Below are 17,981 nucleotides of genomic sequence, written 5' to 3' on the forward strand. Positions count from 1 at the left end.
ATAATTTTAATAAATTTATAAAGTTTTAAGCTTGTTTTATTAGGAAATACGGAAAACCGTATTTTTTTATAAACATAAATTTTTAAATTTATTAAATGATATTATCATCAGTATATATTATTGACCATTTCTTATTTGAAGACGCTCAAGTTTTAAATTTTGGTGGACATAACTTTTATTCATTTTCAATAAATAAAGATTTGAAAAAAATATATGTTACAGTCACTCAAAATCAATCTTATATTCATGAATTTTGGAATAAAAATATTCAGAATATTTCTGCAATAGTTGGGTCTAATGGAACAGGTAAAACAAATATCCTGAAAGCTATAAATAAGTCTTATAAGGATAAAACAAAGAGCATTTTTATTTACGAAGAAGTTTTCGAAAATAACGACATAAAACTTGTTATACATAATAGAACGGCAGATTTTGATTATGATAACAAGAAATTGGAAGGCTCTGAATATGAAATTATTTTAACTAACGTTGAAAACTATGATCTCTATAAAGCAGAATCTGTAATACCATTATATTATTCTGCCATTTACAACACGTCAATTCCAGATTTCTATTCATTGTTGCCACTAGAATCAGGAAGTATTAGCAAAAATCTTTCTAATATATATTCTGACACTATTTTAAAGCAAGTTGCTTTCTTAAATAATCCAGTTAGTAAATTAATTAAACAATCTTTTCCAGATTTTCCTGTCTATAATTTGTTTAAAATCAGTTTGAAAAATTTAAGTAAAAGAGATTTTACTCAAGTTTATAGTGATTCTAATATAGGAAACCCTGAAAAAATAGAAACACTTAAAATACATATCGAAAGTGATTTAAAGGAACAAAAATTTAGAAATCCAGAAAGTTTATTAAGGCGCTATTTGTCAATAATTGGTGATGATAATTTATTTGATACTTTACAACAGATTTGGAATTTACCTCAATATAAAAATGAATTAACTGAGAAATCTCATATTGTTCATGATTCATCAACCTTTATCAAAAATTTTGAGATAATAATTTTATCTTTTTTAACGTTAAATGACACCTTTATTATCACCGGAAGCAATGGAAGATTTGATTTTAATAAAATATTAGAGTCTTCAAATTTTGAAGAGTTTCTAGATAATTTTTTGAAAAAATACATAATCAGCCAAGATAAAATTTTTGAGAGTAATGAAAGCGATATTAAGCTTGAGAACTCGAATGAATTGATTAAAATTATTTCTTCAGCGTATGAAAGAATCACCCAAGTTAATGGTATTAATACATCGATGTTAAGAGATAAAATGCTTAGAGATATTGAAGGTTTACATAATATATTAGATTTCTATAAATTAATAAACGAACTAGAAACTGATGAGGAATCAACAAGTCTTGTTTTTTTTATTGATAACGGTGATATAGTAGAACGTTCAGAATTATTTTTTGACTTATATTCTAAAATTGTTAATTATTTCAGTAATATTCCCGGTATAAATCCGGATTTTTTGGATGTTAGAACTGATATTAATCTTTCATATGGAGAAACGTGCTTACTAAATCTATATTCTACGATATTTAATTTTACAGTAAGTAATGATCATACTAGGAAAAGAGAAAATTATCTTGTAATATTAGATGAAGCAGATTTAGGCTATCATCCTATGTGGAAAAGAAAATTTGTAGACACTTTAAACAATACTCTACCAATAATTTTTGAAGAATTAACCCCAATGATTTTCGAAGGTAATTCTTGGTTTCCAAATCCACTTTATTCAATTCCTAATATTCAAATAATATTTACTACTCACGATCCATTATCATTATCAGATATACCGAATAATAATGTTATCTACCTCAAGAGAAATAATGGTTTTACAAAGGTTCTTGAATTTGATGATATCCAACGTCCAACCAAAACTTTTGGAGCCAACATTAGTGATTTGATTGCTGATTCTTTTTTTGTTACGGACGGTTTAATAGGAGATTTTGTTAAAGAGAAGATTGAAGATACAATTGAGTGGATTAATGTAAATGTAATCTTGGAAAATAGACAGACAGAAACGTTTGATCAAGAACTGATTTATCATAAAAAATTAATTTCAATTATTGATGAACCTATTATAAAACTTAAACTTTCAGAAATGATTTCCGAATTAGAAGATAGCGTTGTTTTTCAAAAAGAGATTATTGCGAAAGAAATAGAATCGTTGCAACAAAAATATGATAGATTATGATGTACATAGATAAATCTTTAGATAGAATAATCAAAGCGGAACAACTACATTATTCAGGTTTAATAGATCAGTTATACGAAAGGATAGATTCGAAAATTACAGATCCGAAATCAGTCCAGTTATTTGATTTTTTCATTAATCCTTTTTTAGATATAATTATAAACGGTTCGCCATCTGAGATTATAAAATTTTCTAAAGAGATTAATCTTATTGCAAATGAAAAATTTATTGATGATATAAAATCTGTTTTTCAATATAAAGGTTGGTTTGATCAAAAAAAGAAAACACTTTATGATGCTTATGATTTAGCGAAAAATTTAGATATTCCTGTTTGCACTTATTGTAACAGAATGTATACTAAAACAGTATTTGATGAAGAAGGAGAAAAAATAACACGTCCTACATTTGACCATTGGTTTGCTAAAGATGATCACCCCTTACTTGCGTTATCTTTCTATAATCTTATTCCAAGTTGTAATATATGTAACTCATCGGTTAAAGGGAAAAAGGAATTGAGTTTAGGTGAACATTTCCATCCTTATATAGACCTAGGAAAAGAAATAAATAAACAAATTGTATTTAGCTATTATAATAAAAAGCTTAAATCTTTTGGTTTTAATGTCAGAACTCCCAAAGATTCAAAAGCAGAAAAAACAGTTAAGTTCTTTAAGCTAAAAGAAATTTACGAAACTCACGAAGATGAGATTTCAGATTTACTCAGGTTAAAAGATGTTTACTCTGATAAATATTTACAAATGTTGAGAAAGAATATTTTAAAAGGAACTTCTATATCCGATAAAGAAATATACAGATTAGCTTTCGGCACACACATAGACGATGCACAGTTTGATAGAAGACCTCTGAGTAAAATGAAAAAAGATATCTTAAACGAATTAGGAATATTAAAATACTTCAAAAATGAGTTTTAAATTAATAGCCATCAGACCACTTTCTGAATGTAATTCTAACTTTCTTAAAAATTTACAACCCAACTATATTTATCAATTAGACCAAAATTATAATTTTTACGACTCTAATAATAAAATACTTAATAATACTGTATCAGAAAATCTAATTGAAAGAATAAATATAAAAAAGAATCAAGTAAATGATTTATATGATTTGAAATTCTCTGTTCCATTACTTGATTGTGAAAAATTTGTGAAGATTAATATTTCAGCTATAGTAGGTAAAAATGGAAGCGGTAAGAGCAGTCTGGTAGAGTTGTTATATGTGGCATTTTATAAAATATCGAGAATATGCAAAATTATTGATTTTTCAAGTACAGATGATAAGAAACAAGCCCAAAAGGGAATATCTAATATTGATCAGGTAATAAAGACAAAGACAGTAGAAAAAGAAGATTTAAAATTATTGGATTCAGAAATATCATCTGTAAAAAAAGGATTAGATAAAGTACTAGAGCTAGAAAAAAATAGAATAATATATGATGAAGGTACAGATAAGATTAATGTTGAGTTTATATATTCTATTGGTGACAAAACTTATATTTTAAGATTAAAAGATGATGCTTTGTCTTTAAAATCATTGACAGATAACCGTACTTATGATATAAATTCTTATGAAGAATTTAAAAATAACCTAAGTATGTTATTTTATAATTTAGTCATAAATTATTCGTTGTACGGTTTAAATTCTGAAGAATCAGGTAAATGGATAGAGAAAATTTTTCATAAAAACGATTCTTATCAGACGCCTATTGTTTTAAATCCATTTAGAGATAAAGGTAATATTGACATTAATTCTGAGAATTACTTAGTCAGATCAAGATTGATGTCATTGTTGTTTGATAAAAAAGTTAACAATAAGGAATTAGCTAAAAATAAAACAGTCACAAGAATAAAACTTTCGTTTAGTGAAAAATCGAATTCTGATTTTGCTAAACTTCAAGAAGATTTTGAAAATAAAATATTTCCCGAACTTTATAGGACATTTTTTAAAAAAGAAGACTCCACTACGTTCATCGTTAAAACTGGTATATTATATAAGAAAACACAAGAATATATTCTTAGGAAAATAACATTGATTCCTGAGAGATATCCCACTTTTAAGGATTATTATGATGAAAATAATCTTCTTAATGTCGAAAAAATCGATGGATTTATACAGCAGCTCTATACTGATAGAAGTCATATAACATTAAAATTAAGACAAGCTTTGAACTTTTACGAGTATCAAGACTATGTTGATGATAAAATAATCAATGAAGAAAAAACTTTTGAGATTAAAGATCTTGAGAATAAAATAAATAGTTATGAATATCCTTTTCTTGATTTAATTGATTTAGTCCCGCCCTCCTTTTTTAAGTTCGAATTATATTTTGATTCCTCTGAAGAAAACAATTTTTCAAATTTAAGTTCTGGTGAAAAACAAAAAATTTTTAGCCTGAACTCTGTCGTCTATCATTTAAGAAATCTTATATCAGTCAATTTCAATTCAAGAAAAGAAGAACTCTTAGTATATAATAACTTTAATATTATACTTGATGAAATTGAGTTATACTATCATCCAGAATTACAAAGAACTTTTATTTCCGATCTACTAGATTATCTCAAGAAGATAGATTATAATAACTTAGAAGTTTTACCAAATCTAAATATAATTTTTATTACTCATTCTCCCTTTATATTGTCTGACATACCAGCAAAAAATATTTTATTTTTAAAAAGTAACGAAAATGAATCTACTGCTGTATTAGAAAATAAAAAATCATTCGGAGCTAACATTCACGAATTATTAGGAGATAATTTTTTTTTAAGTGATGATGATATCTATATTGGAGAATTTGCAAAAACCAAAATTTCAGAAACTATTGATTGGCTAAATATTTTAAAACAAAAAAAACTGAAATTGAGCAAGTTGGAAGAAAAGGAACAGAATGAAAATTTGACCGATCCAAAATTATCAGAAAAGCTAGAGATAATTGATTCTATTCGTAATCTTTCAGCCTTAAGTAATCAGCACTTAGAGCTAATTGATTTAATCGACGAACCAATTATCAAAAATAAGTTATTAGAAATGTATTCTGAAATATTTGGAAATGCTGTAAGAAAGGAATATTTAGAAAAAGAAAAGGATAGAATTATAAAAGAAATTGAGGGTTTAAGTTAAAATGAATAAAGAAACCAATTCAAACTTTGACTTCGTTAAAATACTCAACGAAGACAAAACGTATAAACTTCTTTTCCCTGAAAGAGAAGTTGGATTGGCTATTGTCCTAATTTTTGAGAAAATTGAAAACAAAACTTTTGAAGATGGTAAATTCACAGAAAAAGATTTACACGAAGCATTTGAGCAAATCTATATAACCAAAGAGCGTTATCCGAAGGAAGTATATAGTGAGCAGATAATGAACCTACAGGAATACTTCTTAGACTATGATCAACAAACTCAAAAGTACTATTTTAAAGATTATGCTTATAAGTTTTGTAAACATGCAAAAGAAACTTTACAGGGAGCTTTTAATCCAACCCGAATTCAGAAAATATGTATTCACCTGACAAACACTTTAAGAAACTCTGATGATCTTAGATTTTGGTTAGAAGAGGAATTTAAAAAATATGAACCTGACTTAAGAGAACAAATAGACTTTCTTGATCGTCAGATTTCTCTATCAATAGAAGATTTAAAGAAAGAAACAAATCTGTTAAACCAAAGTTTTATTGATGTTTTAGTATCAACCGAAGAGCGATTGACAAAATCTCAATCTCACGTAAAAGAATTACGATTTGCCTATTCTGAAACCAAAATTATGAGAGTTTTATTGGAACAGAAAGACAATTCTGATAATGAGATTAACAGTTTGATTTCTGGGGTATATTCTTTTATTAAATATATCAATGACCGATTAAATTCAATTGACCGGAAATTAGACAGGATTCAGCCTAAAATTCGTCAACTTTTTTCGACTTTAAATAAGCCTGCCTTCAATTCCAAAATTGAAAAATTTATTTCATTTCTTCTTAATAATAGCGAACTAGATAACAAAAAAAATATTATTTTCCCTCAAGATATTCCGTGTCCTGTCATACATATACCTACACCGAATTTTACTATAATTAGTAGAGATAAGGAACTGTTTCCACCTAAGCCCAAAGAACGAAAGCAGTATAAACAAAACGAAAAAGTTATTCGTGAAAACAAAGAAAGAGTGCTTGCGAAAATTAAGGAAATTGATACGATTCGAAAATGGGAAAATCTTATTTTATCTGAAATAGCATTGAGAGACCAACTTAATTTGTCTGACGTATTTTTTAGAATTTTAAAAGAAGAAAATAATAGTCAGATAGCTGTAACGGTTCTTTTTAACTTGATAAAACATATATACGGTAATCCTGAAAAATTACAGTTAATTATAGAAAAATCATTAGTAACAAATGATGAATTTAAAAATATTTCACTATGGAAAATGTTGATAACAAAACTACAGTAAGTGATTTTTTATATGCAGAAAATGCAAAAGAATTTTTTGCAGAAATAGATTATCTTTTAAAAGATGGAATGCACTTTCAGAAACAAGGTAATCAGATTCGCTATTTTAATTTTATCGATAAGAACATTGACAGTCTAAAGCTATATTATCAGGATTTTTTCGATGTAGAACTTTCTGAAGGAGGTGAAAAACCAAATAATTATTTCTTTTTAGATTTTTATGGAAATAGTCGTGGAAACATATCTCCGCGACATAGGGAAATATTGAAAAGTGAATATATAATCATCGGTTTTATAATCTATAAAATCATTTATATTGATAAGGAAATAGATTTAGATTCAGTTCAAAAGCTAAAAGAAAAAATAAGAATTGAATATGAAGATTATAAACCGGGAATATATAGGCTAATTGCAAAATCAAAAAATATTACTCCGGGAAATTTTAATGATAAAACGATAGATACTACAATCCAATCAGCATTGGAAGAGTTTAGAAAAATTGGCTGGATTGAATTAAGCAAAGATGAGTTTGGTTTACTTCCAGCTTTTGACAGGCTGATAAAGATTTATGAAGAATATATCCTGAATATTGATGAAACCCTAAATGAATTGAAATGAAAGACTATCCAAGAATAAAAAGGTTATCTACTTTGGGGATTGTTCACCATCAGAATTTTGATTATGAATTCAATTCTTTCAGAACAGATTTTGTTGGAGAAGGAGGTGCCGGAAAAAGTATGATTTCCGACCTTCTGCAATTGGTTTGCGTGGGAACAAAAGCATTCCACTCTCCAACAAAAGGTACTGGACCAAGAAAACCTCATACGATGGTACTACGAACCGAGGGTAAAGGAACAGATATGGGATATGCATTTATCAATATTGAAAAGGATGAAAATCAATATTTGGTTATAGGTATTTATTTAGAGAGTTCGGGCACTTCTAATATGTTTATTATTCAAGACGGAAATAATTTTGATACGGATACTCAGTTGATTCCATTTTCTAAATTATTGGGTGTTGAAGATTTCCAAAAGAACAACATCATTTTTCCAATTAATGAATTAAAAGAACATATACAAAATAATCTAAACCTTACTTGTGAATCTTGGGAAAGAACCGCCAACTATCATAAGATACTTTTCAAAAATAATATTTTACCAATAGACCTTTCACTCAACAGTAAAACTTTAGATAATTATGCTAAAATCATACAGGCTTTTTCCAGAGAATCTTTAGATGTAAGTAAAAGTCATAGTTTACAATCTTTCTTATTTGGTGACGATAAAGAACAAGAATTAATTAAAAAGTTTTATGAAACTGTAGAAGAATTACAAGAAGATACAAGGCAGTTTGAAAGTAATTTGGAAGAAATAGAGTCGTTAACCATCAAACAGACTCAACTTAGTAATTTACTAGATTTAAAAACCATAGAAAAAGATGCTCAAATATTATATTTAAAATCTTCCTACAAATACTATATAAATCAAATTTTCATAAACTCGAATAAACTTCAAACTCTGTTAAATGATTATTATTGCAGTCTGCAGTCACTTCCTTTGTTGAAAGAAAATGTTTACGAGAAAATTGCTTGGACAGAAAAAGAGTTGGAAAATACAGAACCAAAATGGGAAGAAGCTATTAAAGTCAAAAACGAATTGGATACGAAGGTCTCTAAAAGGAAAAAATTCTTTTTATGGATGCAGGCGTTTAATTGTTCACAAGAAGAACTTATAGAAAAGTTAAACAAATACCATAAATCCAAAGATACTATAAACAAAATAAGAGAATTAGAAGAAATTTTAAAATCTGAAAATATTCTTACTGCATTCAAAAGCAATGAGTATAAGGAAAAAAATATAGTAAATCAAATTGATAAACAACTTGAGAAGTTAGCAAGAGATTTAGAACTTAAAAATAAACTCAAAGCTTTAAATAATATTGATGATAAAAATTCTTTGGCTCATTGGGCTTTAAATTTACCAAGTAAATTAGACTTGAATCAGGAAGCAATTATTCGTAAATATCAGAATGAAGGTGTTAAAATAGAATATCCTGATGATTCCTCTAAAAGATATATCCCTAGTCCTGAAGCGTTACTGAACAATATTGTTATATATAAAAATGAAGATCAGGCGTTTTGGCTTAATCTCAACGGTGTTATTGAATTTTTTTCAACGGATTTTTCTCCAATTTTCGACACCCAAGATAAAAGTAAGATAAAGGAATATTTTGAAAAAGAAACGACAAGTATTCTAAGTGATATTAAGAGCTTAGAAAAAGAGATAAAAGAAAAAACAATTTTAAAAAATGTTTTCGAAAATTTAGAAAATCCGGATGGATATCTGAAAGCGTGGAATACTCAAACAGATTTGGAAGACCAACTTGAGACTCACGAAATGTATGAAGTAAGTCAAGAAGATTTCTTTGAGTATTCCAGTCTATATAGTCAGACTTCTATTGAGGAAGATTTTAAGCAAAGTAAAGCTGTATATTCTCAATTGAATACTAATAGAAACCATTTAATAACCCTCGAAAATAATTTAACAAGAGATTATGAAAATTTCTTTACGCTACAGACTAATCAAGAGATAGAAAGTATTAAAAATAATCATGGCTTTGCTTTCGAAGAAAATTTCGACAAAAAACATTTTTTCTCTTCAATATTAAATGCTGAAGATTATTATAAAGAGTTCAAGAAGATTTATCTTCAGGAAAAATCAAAATATAACACAACGGAAGATATCATTAAATTAGATAAAAGAATTGTAGAGCTGACTTCAAACAAAAATGAGATATATTCACAAAATATTGATGCTTTAAAGGATGCTCCTGATTCTTCAGAAGAGTTAACCCAGCAAATAATAGAAGAATTAAAAAATAACTATGATTTAACAAAAAATAATTACAATTTAGAATATAATCTTTTAGTTAGACAGCACTTAAAAAATAATGTGAATCGCTTCGAAAACACAGGAGACTTCCAGTCTTTATGTGAAGAGATTTTGCCATCCGAAATTTTGAATGATATTACCATATTAGAAAAAGAAGTTATTGAAAAGATAGGTAAATATCTTACAGACATTAATTTAAAGAACCGGAGATTAAACAGTCGAAAACTTCAAAAACTTGCTGTTATCGTTGAAGAAGTATCCAATGAAGTAAGTGACCAAAGAAATGATATTAGACTAATCAATAATTTTCTTAATTCTGGCGACAAAGAAATAACGGGAGGTCACATAGTAAGTGTAGAGGATTTTAGTGAAGATTCATTTTCTTCTGGATGGATGAATGCTTTTACCGATAGTATTACTAAAGATTTTGAATTAGGTTTGGATGATTCCTTATTTGAATCAGAAAAAGGAATTTCAAATGATTTAGAAAGATTTCCTTCTTTAAAAGAAAAGTTATTAGAAGCATTTTACAGATCAGGTGGTTCGAGAAACTTAAAACCAAAAATTGAAGAACTATTGAATCCGAAATCGTATTATAATGTAAAGTTTTCAATTAAAACAAGTCAAGGCAAAAAGAACGATGGCAGTACGAGTCAGGCTTATGCCGCGATTGCTTTATTATGTATTGCAAAATTATCTCTCTTAAATAAACAATCAAAAAATAAATTTATAGAATCTATTCGGTTTATTGCTATTGATGAAGCAGAGGGGTTAGGAAGTAATTTTGATATGCTTTACAAAATTGCTCAAGCAAATGACTATCAATTGCTGTCTCTATCTATTAATCCTAATAAAATTGATATAGAAAAACAAAACATATACTTACTGCATAATAGTCGCGAGGATGAAAAAATTAATTATGATCCAATACCTATTTTTGGATCAACATTCAATAATTTATAAATTATGAGAAGCATTGAATGGAAGCATTTAAAAGGACTTCACCAACTTTATGAAAATGGAAAGACTAAGTTAAAAATTCTCAATAATCAGTATATTAATTTAATACTCTTCAAGCAAAAAAAACTAATTAAGTTCCAAGAAGGAAATCATTCTGTTATAATGGTTACTAATAAGAAAAGATTTGCAGATTTTTATGAGCATAATTATTTAAAAACCTATAAATACTATGATGATTTTTTTGCAGATTCCGGTATAGAAAATAATGCAAAGAAAACTTTCACAGAAGAAGATTTAAAAGCATTGGTTTTCATTTATTATAATAGAAATGAGCTTAGAAATAATCTTACAACTCAAAAGAAATTCTCTGCGCAAGTTTTTAAATATGAAAATTCTAAATATTTGGAGAATAAACCAAGTTTGAAAAATGCTGTTTTACAATTGTTAGGAATTGACGAATTTCCAGAAGTAGATCCCAAAAATCAGCAATGGAGATTTATTGTTGATTGTTTAGATCCTAAATTCGTAGTATTATGCGAAAATCTGGATTGTCTTAAAGTGCCTATAGAATATCAGGAAAACAATATAGAGTTATGGTATGTAGGCGGAAATAATACAAAACCTTTAATACATATTTCACAAGACAAGTTAAATCTTCCGATTTATTATTTCTGTGATTGGGATTATAGTGGTCTCAGCATTTATTCTCAGATAAAACAAATATTTAAAAATAAGGATAAGAATATTGAAATAATACAGCCATTTCCAAATGCCAAAAGGTTACCTGTTTCCGTAAAGCATCATAAGAGTAAATGGAAGAAAGCTGATTTTTCCAATTTGACAAAGAATCATTTCACAGAAACTCAAATTGAACTAATTACGGAGCTTATTTCAAGCGATGAGTGGATTGAAGAAGAATCAATGGACTTAATAGCAATTATGAAAGATAAATCAATATTTAATATATCGTAAAATGGAACAAATATATAATTCAGATAAACCGATTGATAATAAAAATAAGGATCGATTTAACAGAAATAAATTTTCTTCTAGAATATCTCAAACCATAATTAATAGAAAAAGCGATGAAGGATTAGTCATAGGACTATATGGAGTTTGGGGTGAGGGTAAAACTTCAGTACTTAATATGATTCAAAATGATTTAGAAGAGAAGGATGATATTTTTGTAGTAAAATTTAATCCTTGGAGGTTTAAAGATGAAGATTCTCTGATTTTAAATTTTTTGAAAAATATTTCAATCGTACTAGATAGGGATTTAAATAATGCTAAAGAAAAATTCGGAGGATTTATAAAAAAGTATGGGATTGGAGTCGGAGTAGGTGTGCTAAATATTGATTTGACCAAGATTGGAGAAGCTCTTTCTGATACAGAATTGGAGAAATTAAAAGATCGAGTAAATGCATTTTTAAAAGAAAGTAAGAAAAAAATTGTTATAATTATTGATGATATTGATAGACTGGATAAGCAAGAATTATTTTCATTGTTTAAGCTAATTAAATTGACTGGAGATTTTTCAAATACATATTACATATTATCTTTTGATGATGAAATGGTTGCTTCTGCGATCGGAGAAAGATATGCTTCAGGAGATAAATTATCAGGATATAATTTTTTGGAAAAAATTATTCAAGTTCCTTTGAGAATACCACAAGCACAATCACAAGATTTACTAAATTATACTTTTGAGTTATTGAATAATGCATTTTCGGAAAATCAACTGGATCTACAAACTGAGGAGGCTGAAAAAATTGGATCATTGATATCTCAAAATATTCTTCCAAGAATAAAAACGCCTAGGCTAGCCATTAGATATGCAAATTCACTATCTTTTCTAATACCATTATTAAAAGGAGAAGTAAATAATTCAGATTTAATATTGTTTGAAGGAATTAAAATATTTTATCCGGAATATTATCAATTTATTAAAAATTATCCAACATATTTTATTGAGTCTTACTATGGATATCGAGACTCTAAAGATAATGCTAAGGCTGAAGAATTAAAAAAAGAACTGGAAAAAATAAGTTCATCATACTCAAATAATGACAAAAAGGCAATTGAAAACTTACTGAAAGAATTATTTCCTTATACAAAAGAAGTTTTTGAAAACTATAGTTTTAGAAATGGTGACATTCGTTGGGAGAAAGAGAAAAGGATTGTGTCGCCCAAATACTTTAACAGATATTTTGTTTATAGTGTATTAAATGATGAAATTTCTGATGTATATTTTGATGAATACATTAAGTCTCTTACAGCAAAAAGCTTTGAAGAACTATCTAAGGAAACACTAGAAATAATTAAGAGAATTGGGCCTAATGATTTTTTAAGTAAAATTAGTTTCTATGAAGAAAAACTAAATTGGGATGAAAAGAAATGCCTTATAAACTTGATAGCAGATTCTCAAGATCAATTTCAGGGGATGAAGGGAGGGACATTTATGTTTGGATTTCATAACCCAAGAAAGGAAGCTGGAAGATTCATTGCCAGAATGCTTCAATCTCAAAATGATGAAAACGAAAAGCTGATTTTAGCTCAATCTTTATTAAAAATCAATATTCCCTTTACTTTTTCAAGCGAATTAATGTGGTGGTTTAAATATGGTAAAACAAATGGAACTTCAACATTTATTGGAAATGATTTACAGAAATTAGAAAGAGAATTCATTGAACGAATCCTAGAAGAAGCATCACTTGATAATAGTAATATTTTTATAAAATTTGAAATTTCAATTTTCGCAGTACTCGACTATTGGTATGATTATGATAAAGACCAAGTATATCAATATTTTGAAAAGAACATTTTAGAAAATAATAAAAATATTAGCAGAGATATAATAAACGCTCTTACAAGCACTATATATAGTTCATCAAATCCAGAACCTTATAAAGTTGATTTTAAAAAGGATTCTTATGAATTATTGAAAAAATATTATGATGTAGATAAATTATATTATGCTTTAATGGCAAATTATAAAGAAGAAATTGAAGAAGCAACTGTGCAATTTTTTGATATGGATGAAGGCCAAACTGAGTATAATGCAATTAGACAATTTGTTCATTGGTATAATGAAGATAAAAATAATTTGATCGAAGATAATAATCAATAATCTACTAGAGAACTTAATGGAAAATAGTCTTGGTAAAATTCAAATAGATGATAAGGTTTATTTTGCCGAATTGCAAACAAACCTTAAAGATGTTTTTAACCTTAAAATTTTGGAATTTGAATATACAGGAAGAAGAAAAATTGATATTTGTATAGGATTTTTTGAGAATTTTGATGAAATTACTTTAATTGCCGGAACAATTGGATCAGGATCAGTCGGAGGTTTAGAGATTCACACTTTTAAATTTAAATATTTTATAAAAGGTGTTCATTTTCTTAAAATTGAAGATATAAAAGCTAATATTGTTAATTTTGAATCAGAAATTTTGAAAAAAGTATTTCCTGATTCAATTCTTGATTTTGGGGGGTAATCACAAGGAATTACCACTTAAACCAGTAAAGCTTGTAAATTCTTCCAATATTAAAGTTAATTATTACAATGGAAAAAGAATAAGCTGGGAACGAAAACTTAAATATACTGTTACCCAGTATAAATATTTAAATGTAAAACATCTTGGAGGAGCAATAAATATTTGGGACTTATGCAGATTGTTGGATAGAATTAAAGATTTATTCTACTTTATCGGATTTTCTGATGAGGGGTCAGATATTTATACATTCGTTTACTATAATGGAAGAATTAAAAAATATTTTGAACTTTTCGGTTGGAATTATAACATAAAACCTTCAAGATTTACCTATTTTAAAACCTACAATTTAAATTTTTTAGAACTTATTAGCCCGAATTCTATTTATGAATGGATTTTTAATGAAGAATATCAAAAATTATTTAAATTATTATTTGAAAAACATTTTTTAAAAATTCATCATAGAGAATTGTCTTTTATAAATTCAGTATATGTTTTGGAAAGGTTTCACAGAAAGTTTATTGCTGAAAAATCTTCTTTTGATAAAAGAATAAAATATTTTCGTCCATTATTTGAACAGCTTTTACCTGAAAGAATTGATATCAATCAATATTTAAACAAAATTGAACAAACTCGGCATAATATTTCACATTTTGAAGATAAAAGCAATGTGTTTAAAGGAATTGATTTATACTACGCATCTTTATATATTGAGATTGTCATAGTAATTTCAATACTTGAAAAAATTGGAATTAAATCTGAGCAAATTCTTTCTCTAACTACATTTTCCAAAGAACATATTGACGGTATGTATTTGCATAATAAAAACTTGGAATATACTTTTCCATCTGAAATGTTTAAGTGATTCCATTAATAAAAGTAAAAATTCAGCTTGAGTATAAGTAAATTATTAATATTTCTTAAAAATTTCAAATTTTGATTGGCGCGTAAAAATAAAAACAGAAGCCAAAGATAATTTGCTTCCCAGTCAAACAGCTAAATTTTGTCAAGGTCAAGTCCTCTGGATTTTCAGAAAAAGTTTTTACGTATAAAATCTACGCAAAAACTTTTCCCAAAAAACCTTGACAGGATGCCACGCTCATTTTCAAAAGGCTTTCTTTTTTTCTTTTTTTAATTTTTTTTCTTCGGTTTCTTTTAGAAATATTTCAACTTAGAAATTTAAGGTGCAAAAAGAAGTATTAAATTCTTGGTTTGAACTCTAAAAAACCTGTTCAAATTTTGGACTTTTTACTTGCAGATTTGACCGAAAATTCCTACATTTACTAAGTAAAATTTAAATTAGGATTTTACCGCTTTTTTGCAAGTGACCTATTTAGGGCCATTCAGAAGATGCTTCAGCGAAACGCTTATCAATAAAGGGATGAAGGGAGGTTACAAAATCCCTCACTCTCCGCTAAGAGGGTCTTTTTCCAAAAGACTCTCTTTTTTTTGTATATTAATTCCCTTTTTTTATTTTCAAGTGATGATGCGATAAAAATCGAGTATTTACGATTGGCCGCTCAATAAATTAACTTAATGATAAAACAAAAAAGCAGTTGATATACATCAACTGCTCCTCTTTATTTCTTTGGCATTCAAAAGTATGTTTATAAAGATCTCTTTATTCTTTAAAAGTTAGTCTAATACTTTTTTATTATTGTATTAAAAATCTCCACAAGTTCATTTGGTTTAGAAAGAAAAGGACTGTGCCCTGCATCAATTTTATAGGTATTGGTAATCTTTGCTTCGGATACCATCTGTTGCTGAAAATCATAACTGATCGCTTTGTCTTGGGTTGTGTAGATGTAGTATTTATTGGCTATGGCATTATAAATATCCTTACTGTAATTCAATGGTGTTCCGGCTGCTACAACAGGTTCCGGGCGAAGATTATCGACCAGCAGTTTATTATCTTCAGCAGAGCCATCTTTACAAAAAATCTCGCGTAAATTTGTTTCAGGCTTTGCAATAGTGACCGTACTTCCGTCAGCAGAGAATTCCAGTGCAGTAGGAATCAGTGTTCCTGCATCCATTGCCGAATAATCAAATACACTGCTTCCGCTTTTTGGAATGAATCCGGCAACGTAGATTAACTTTTCTATTCTTTGCGGCAGCTTTGTAGCAGCCTGTGTAACTATTGCTCCGCCTAAACTATGTCCCACTAGGACAACTGGTGTATTTAAACCTTCAATAACATCTGTTACCTGCTTTACATAACCATTAAAAGTGACTTGAGAAACAGGGGTTTGGTCATTACCATGACCAGCTAGTTCAACTAAAATAACCTTGTTCCCCTGTGCTTCTAAAGAGGTTTTTACCTTATTCCATACGAAGGATGCCTGCCAGGCTCCATGTACCAATACAAATGTTGAATGATGTTCTGGTTTTATCGTATCGTCATCATCCTTAGAGCAAGAATTTAATAATAGCGTGAATACCAATATGGGTAAAATGTATTTTAATAATTTCATTTTTGGTAGATTTTTAAAATTGGTTATTGACTGATATGTGCTTAAAAAAATGCTGTTCAGGTCATTTTTAAGTCTTGCAGGTGCATTAAGCCAAGATAAAACACCCAGCCCGATTGCTGATTTTAAATTTTTCATATGCTAATTAATATAGTTTGTTAAGTCATTATCGACCATGCAAAATTGCATGATTAAAAAGAGAAGACTTTAGCGGATCGGGCCAATTATGGGTGAATTTGGATCAGATTATTGATGTCGTAAAAATAGAATAGATCAATGGAATCCCTGAAGTCGGGATTTCACATAGCGTTAGTTTTAATGGAAAGCACCGGTCAGATTATTCTGTACCGGTGCTTCTGTAAATCAATAAAAAAGTGTGCAAATAATATTTATTTTGCTACATCGTTAAGCTCCTTTCGTCTACTCCAGAAATATATTGCCAGAAATATGGTAACTATAGGTACTACAGCCCCAAATTCATCAATATACCATGGTGAGTGTATATTTTGCTCGGTTACAGGCGTAAAAAAACCTTGAATGAAGAGATTATGACTTGCATGCAGCAAGACACCGGTCCATAAACTTCCTGACTTCATTCTATACCAGGTGTAAATAAAACTTGCAGCAGTAATAGAAACTGTAAAGCAAATCAATCCGTACCATGCTGGTGTCCCATTATTATAATTCCCAAAAATAAGTAGGGGATAATGCCAAATGCCCCAGATCAGACCGGAAGTCAGTGAAACTCCAGTATATCCCATTTTTTTAGCTAATTCTGGTACTAGAAGCCCTCTCCAGCCAATTTCTTCTCCAAGTGCGGTAGAAATGCTTGCAAACATTCCTATAACACCATTCATCAGGAAAAAAATAACAATAAAGAACCAATGAGGTAGGTTATCCCAGCCAAATTCATGTGCTGTTTTAGTAACAAATGAGGTGCTATAAAAATGTCCCCAACCCATTGACCAAATAATAAGATAAGCAACCAAGGAATAAAATAATGGAATAAAATAACTATTCCATAAGTATTTTGGTTCGCCCAGTTTCCAGGCAAGACCAGACATCTTACGTCCTGTCAATTTCAATGTGACAAGTGTAGCCAATGTTGGACACCACATAATACCATAACCGAACATTCGTCCTGCGATTCGCCCTGCATCAGGAGCATTTAATGTAAGCACCCATATAACGGAACTAAAAATTAAAGTGAACAGTAAATAGATTAAAATTGTGTTTTTTGAACTTTTCAATCGCATAGATTTTATTTTGCGCTAAAGTTGCAAAAAAAGAAGTCGTTACATTTAATTTATTGGGTCAATTATTTGGTAATTCTGTTCAAAATCAAAATAGGTTCGATCGTCGATCCCAGCTGGATGAAACAATAACCAATATTTACATTTTACTTAAAATCTTGTTATCGCTAAGCAGACGTACATTTTTTATTCAGAACTACTTCAATACTGTTACTTTGACAAGTTGATTCAATCATAA

The 17,981-nt window shown here is 28.4% G+C and carries 12 protein-coding genes; 10 read left to right on the plus strand and 2 right to left on the minus strand.

The genetic code is table 11. The features are described 5' to 3' along the window. The first annotated feature begins 95 nt into the window (after positions 1-95). The 10 genes from CEY12_RS01300 to CEY12_RS01345 all read left to right on the plus strand — a co-directional run bounded on the left by CEY12_RS01300 (position 96) and on the right by CEY12_RS01345 (position 14,887). The gene (locus tag CEY12_RS01300; RefSeq protein ID WP_089025972.1) at positions 96-2,222 is read left to right on the plus strand and encodes an ATP-binding protein; all 2,127 of its coding nucleotides are present in this window, start codon (positions 96-98) and stop codon (positions 2,220-2,222) included. Then, positions 2,219-3,151: a hypothetical protein gene (locus CEY12_RS01305; protein WP_089025973.1), complete on the plus strand. Its 933-nt coding sequence runs from the start codon at positions 2,219-2,221 to the stop codon at positions 3,149-3,151. The genes CEY12_RS01300 and CEY12_RS01305 overlap by 4 nt, the downstream gene beginning before the upstream one ends. After that, positions 3,141-5,354: an ATP-binding protein gene (locus CEY12_RS01310; protein ID WP_089025974.1), complete on the plus strand. Its 2,214-nt coding sequence runs from the start codon at positions 3,141-3,143 to the stop codon at positions 5,352-5,354. The genes CEY12_RS01305 and CEY12_RS01310 overlap by 11 nt, the downstream gene beginning before the upstream one ends. Position 5,355: 1 nt before the next feature. Further along, positions 5,356-6,675 carry a hypothetical protein gene (locus CEY12_RS01315; RefSeq protein WP_089025975.1) on the plus strand — a complete coding sequence of 440 codons (1,320 nt, stop codon included), beginning with the start codon at positions 5,356-5,358 and terminating at the stop codon, positions 6,673-6,675. Further along, entirely contained in the window at positions 6,645-7,292 is a 648-nt protein-coding gene (locus CEY12_RS01320; protein ID WP_089025976.1) for a condensin complex protein MksE, read from the plus strand. The genes CEY12_RS01315 and CEY12_RS01320 overlap by 31 nt, the downstream gene beginning before the upstream one ends. After that, positions 7,289-10,531 (plus strand): DNA repair protein Rad50, encoded by a 3,243-nt coding sequence (locus tag CEY12_RS01325; protein WP_089025977.1) that lies wholly within the window; start codon positions 7,289-7,291, stop codon positions 10,529-10,531. The genes CEY12_RS01320 and CEY12_RS01325 overlap by 4 nt, the downstream gene beginning before the upstream one ends. A gap of 3 nt (positions 10,532-10,534) precedes the next feature. Next, positions 10,535-11,500 (plus strand): hypothetical protein, encoded by a 966-nt coding sequence (locus CEY12_RS01330; RefSeq protein WP_089025978.1) that lies wholly within the window; start codon positions 10,535-10,537, stop codon positions 11,498-11,500. 1 nt (position 11,501) lies between these two features. Continuing rightward, the gene (locus tag CEY12_RS01335; protein WP_089025979.1) at positions 11,502-13,655 is read left to right on the plus strand and encodes a P-loop NTPase fold protein; all 2,154 of its coding nucleotides are present in this window, start codon (positions 11,502-11,504) and stop codon (positions 13,653-13,655) included. Positions 13,656-13,671: 16 nt separating this feature from the next. Further along, positions 13,672-14,025, plus strand: coding sequence for a hypothetical protein (locus CEY12_RS01340; RefSeq protein WP_089025980.1), 354 nt, complete (start codon positions 13,672-13,674; stop codon positions 14,023-14,025). A 181-nt stretch (positions 14,026-14,206) separates the two neighbouring features. Then, entirely contained in the window at positions 14,207-14,887 is a 681-nt protein-coding gene (locus CEY12_RS01345) for a HEPN domain-containing protein (RefSeq protein ID WP_157676730.1), read from the plus strand. A gap of 775 nt (positions 14,888-15,662) precedes the next feature. Here the strand turns inward: CEY12_RS01345 and CEY12_RS01350 are convergent. Continuing rightward, positions 15,663-16,628, minus strand: a complete 966-nt coding sequence (locus CEY12_RS01350) for an alpha/beta fold hydrolase (RefSeq protein ID WP_089025982.1) — start codon at positions 16,626-16,628, stop codon at positions 15,663-15,665. Between the two features lie 251 nt (positions 16,629-16,879). Beyond that, positions 16,880-17,746, minus strand: a complete 867-nt coding sequence (locus tag CEY12_RS01355) for a CPBP family intramembrane glutamic endopeptidase (RefSeq protein ID WP_089025983.1) — start codon at positions 17,744-17,746, stop codon at positions 16,880-16,882. Between the last annotated feature and the right edge of the window lie 235 nt (positions 17,747-17,981).

The organism is Chryseobacterium sp. T16E-39 (genome assembly GCF_002216065.1).
GTDB lineage: Bacteria > Bacteroidota > Bacteroidia > Flavobacteriales > Weeksellaceae > Chryseobacterium.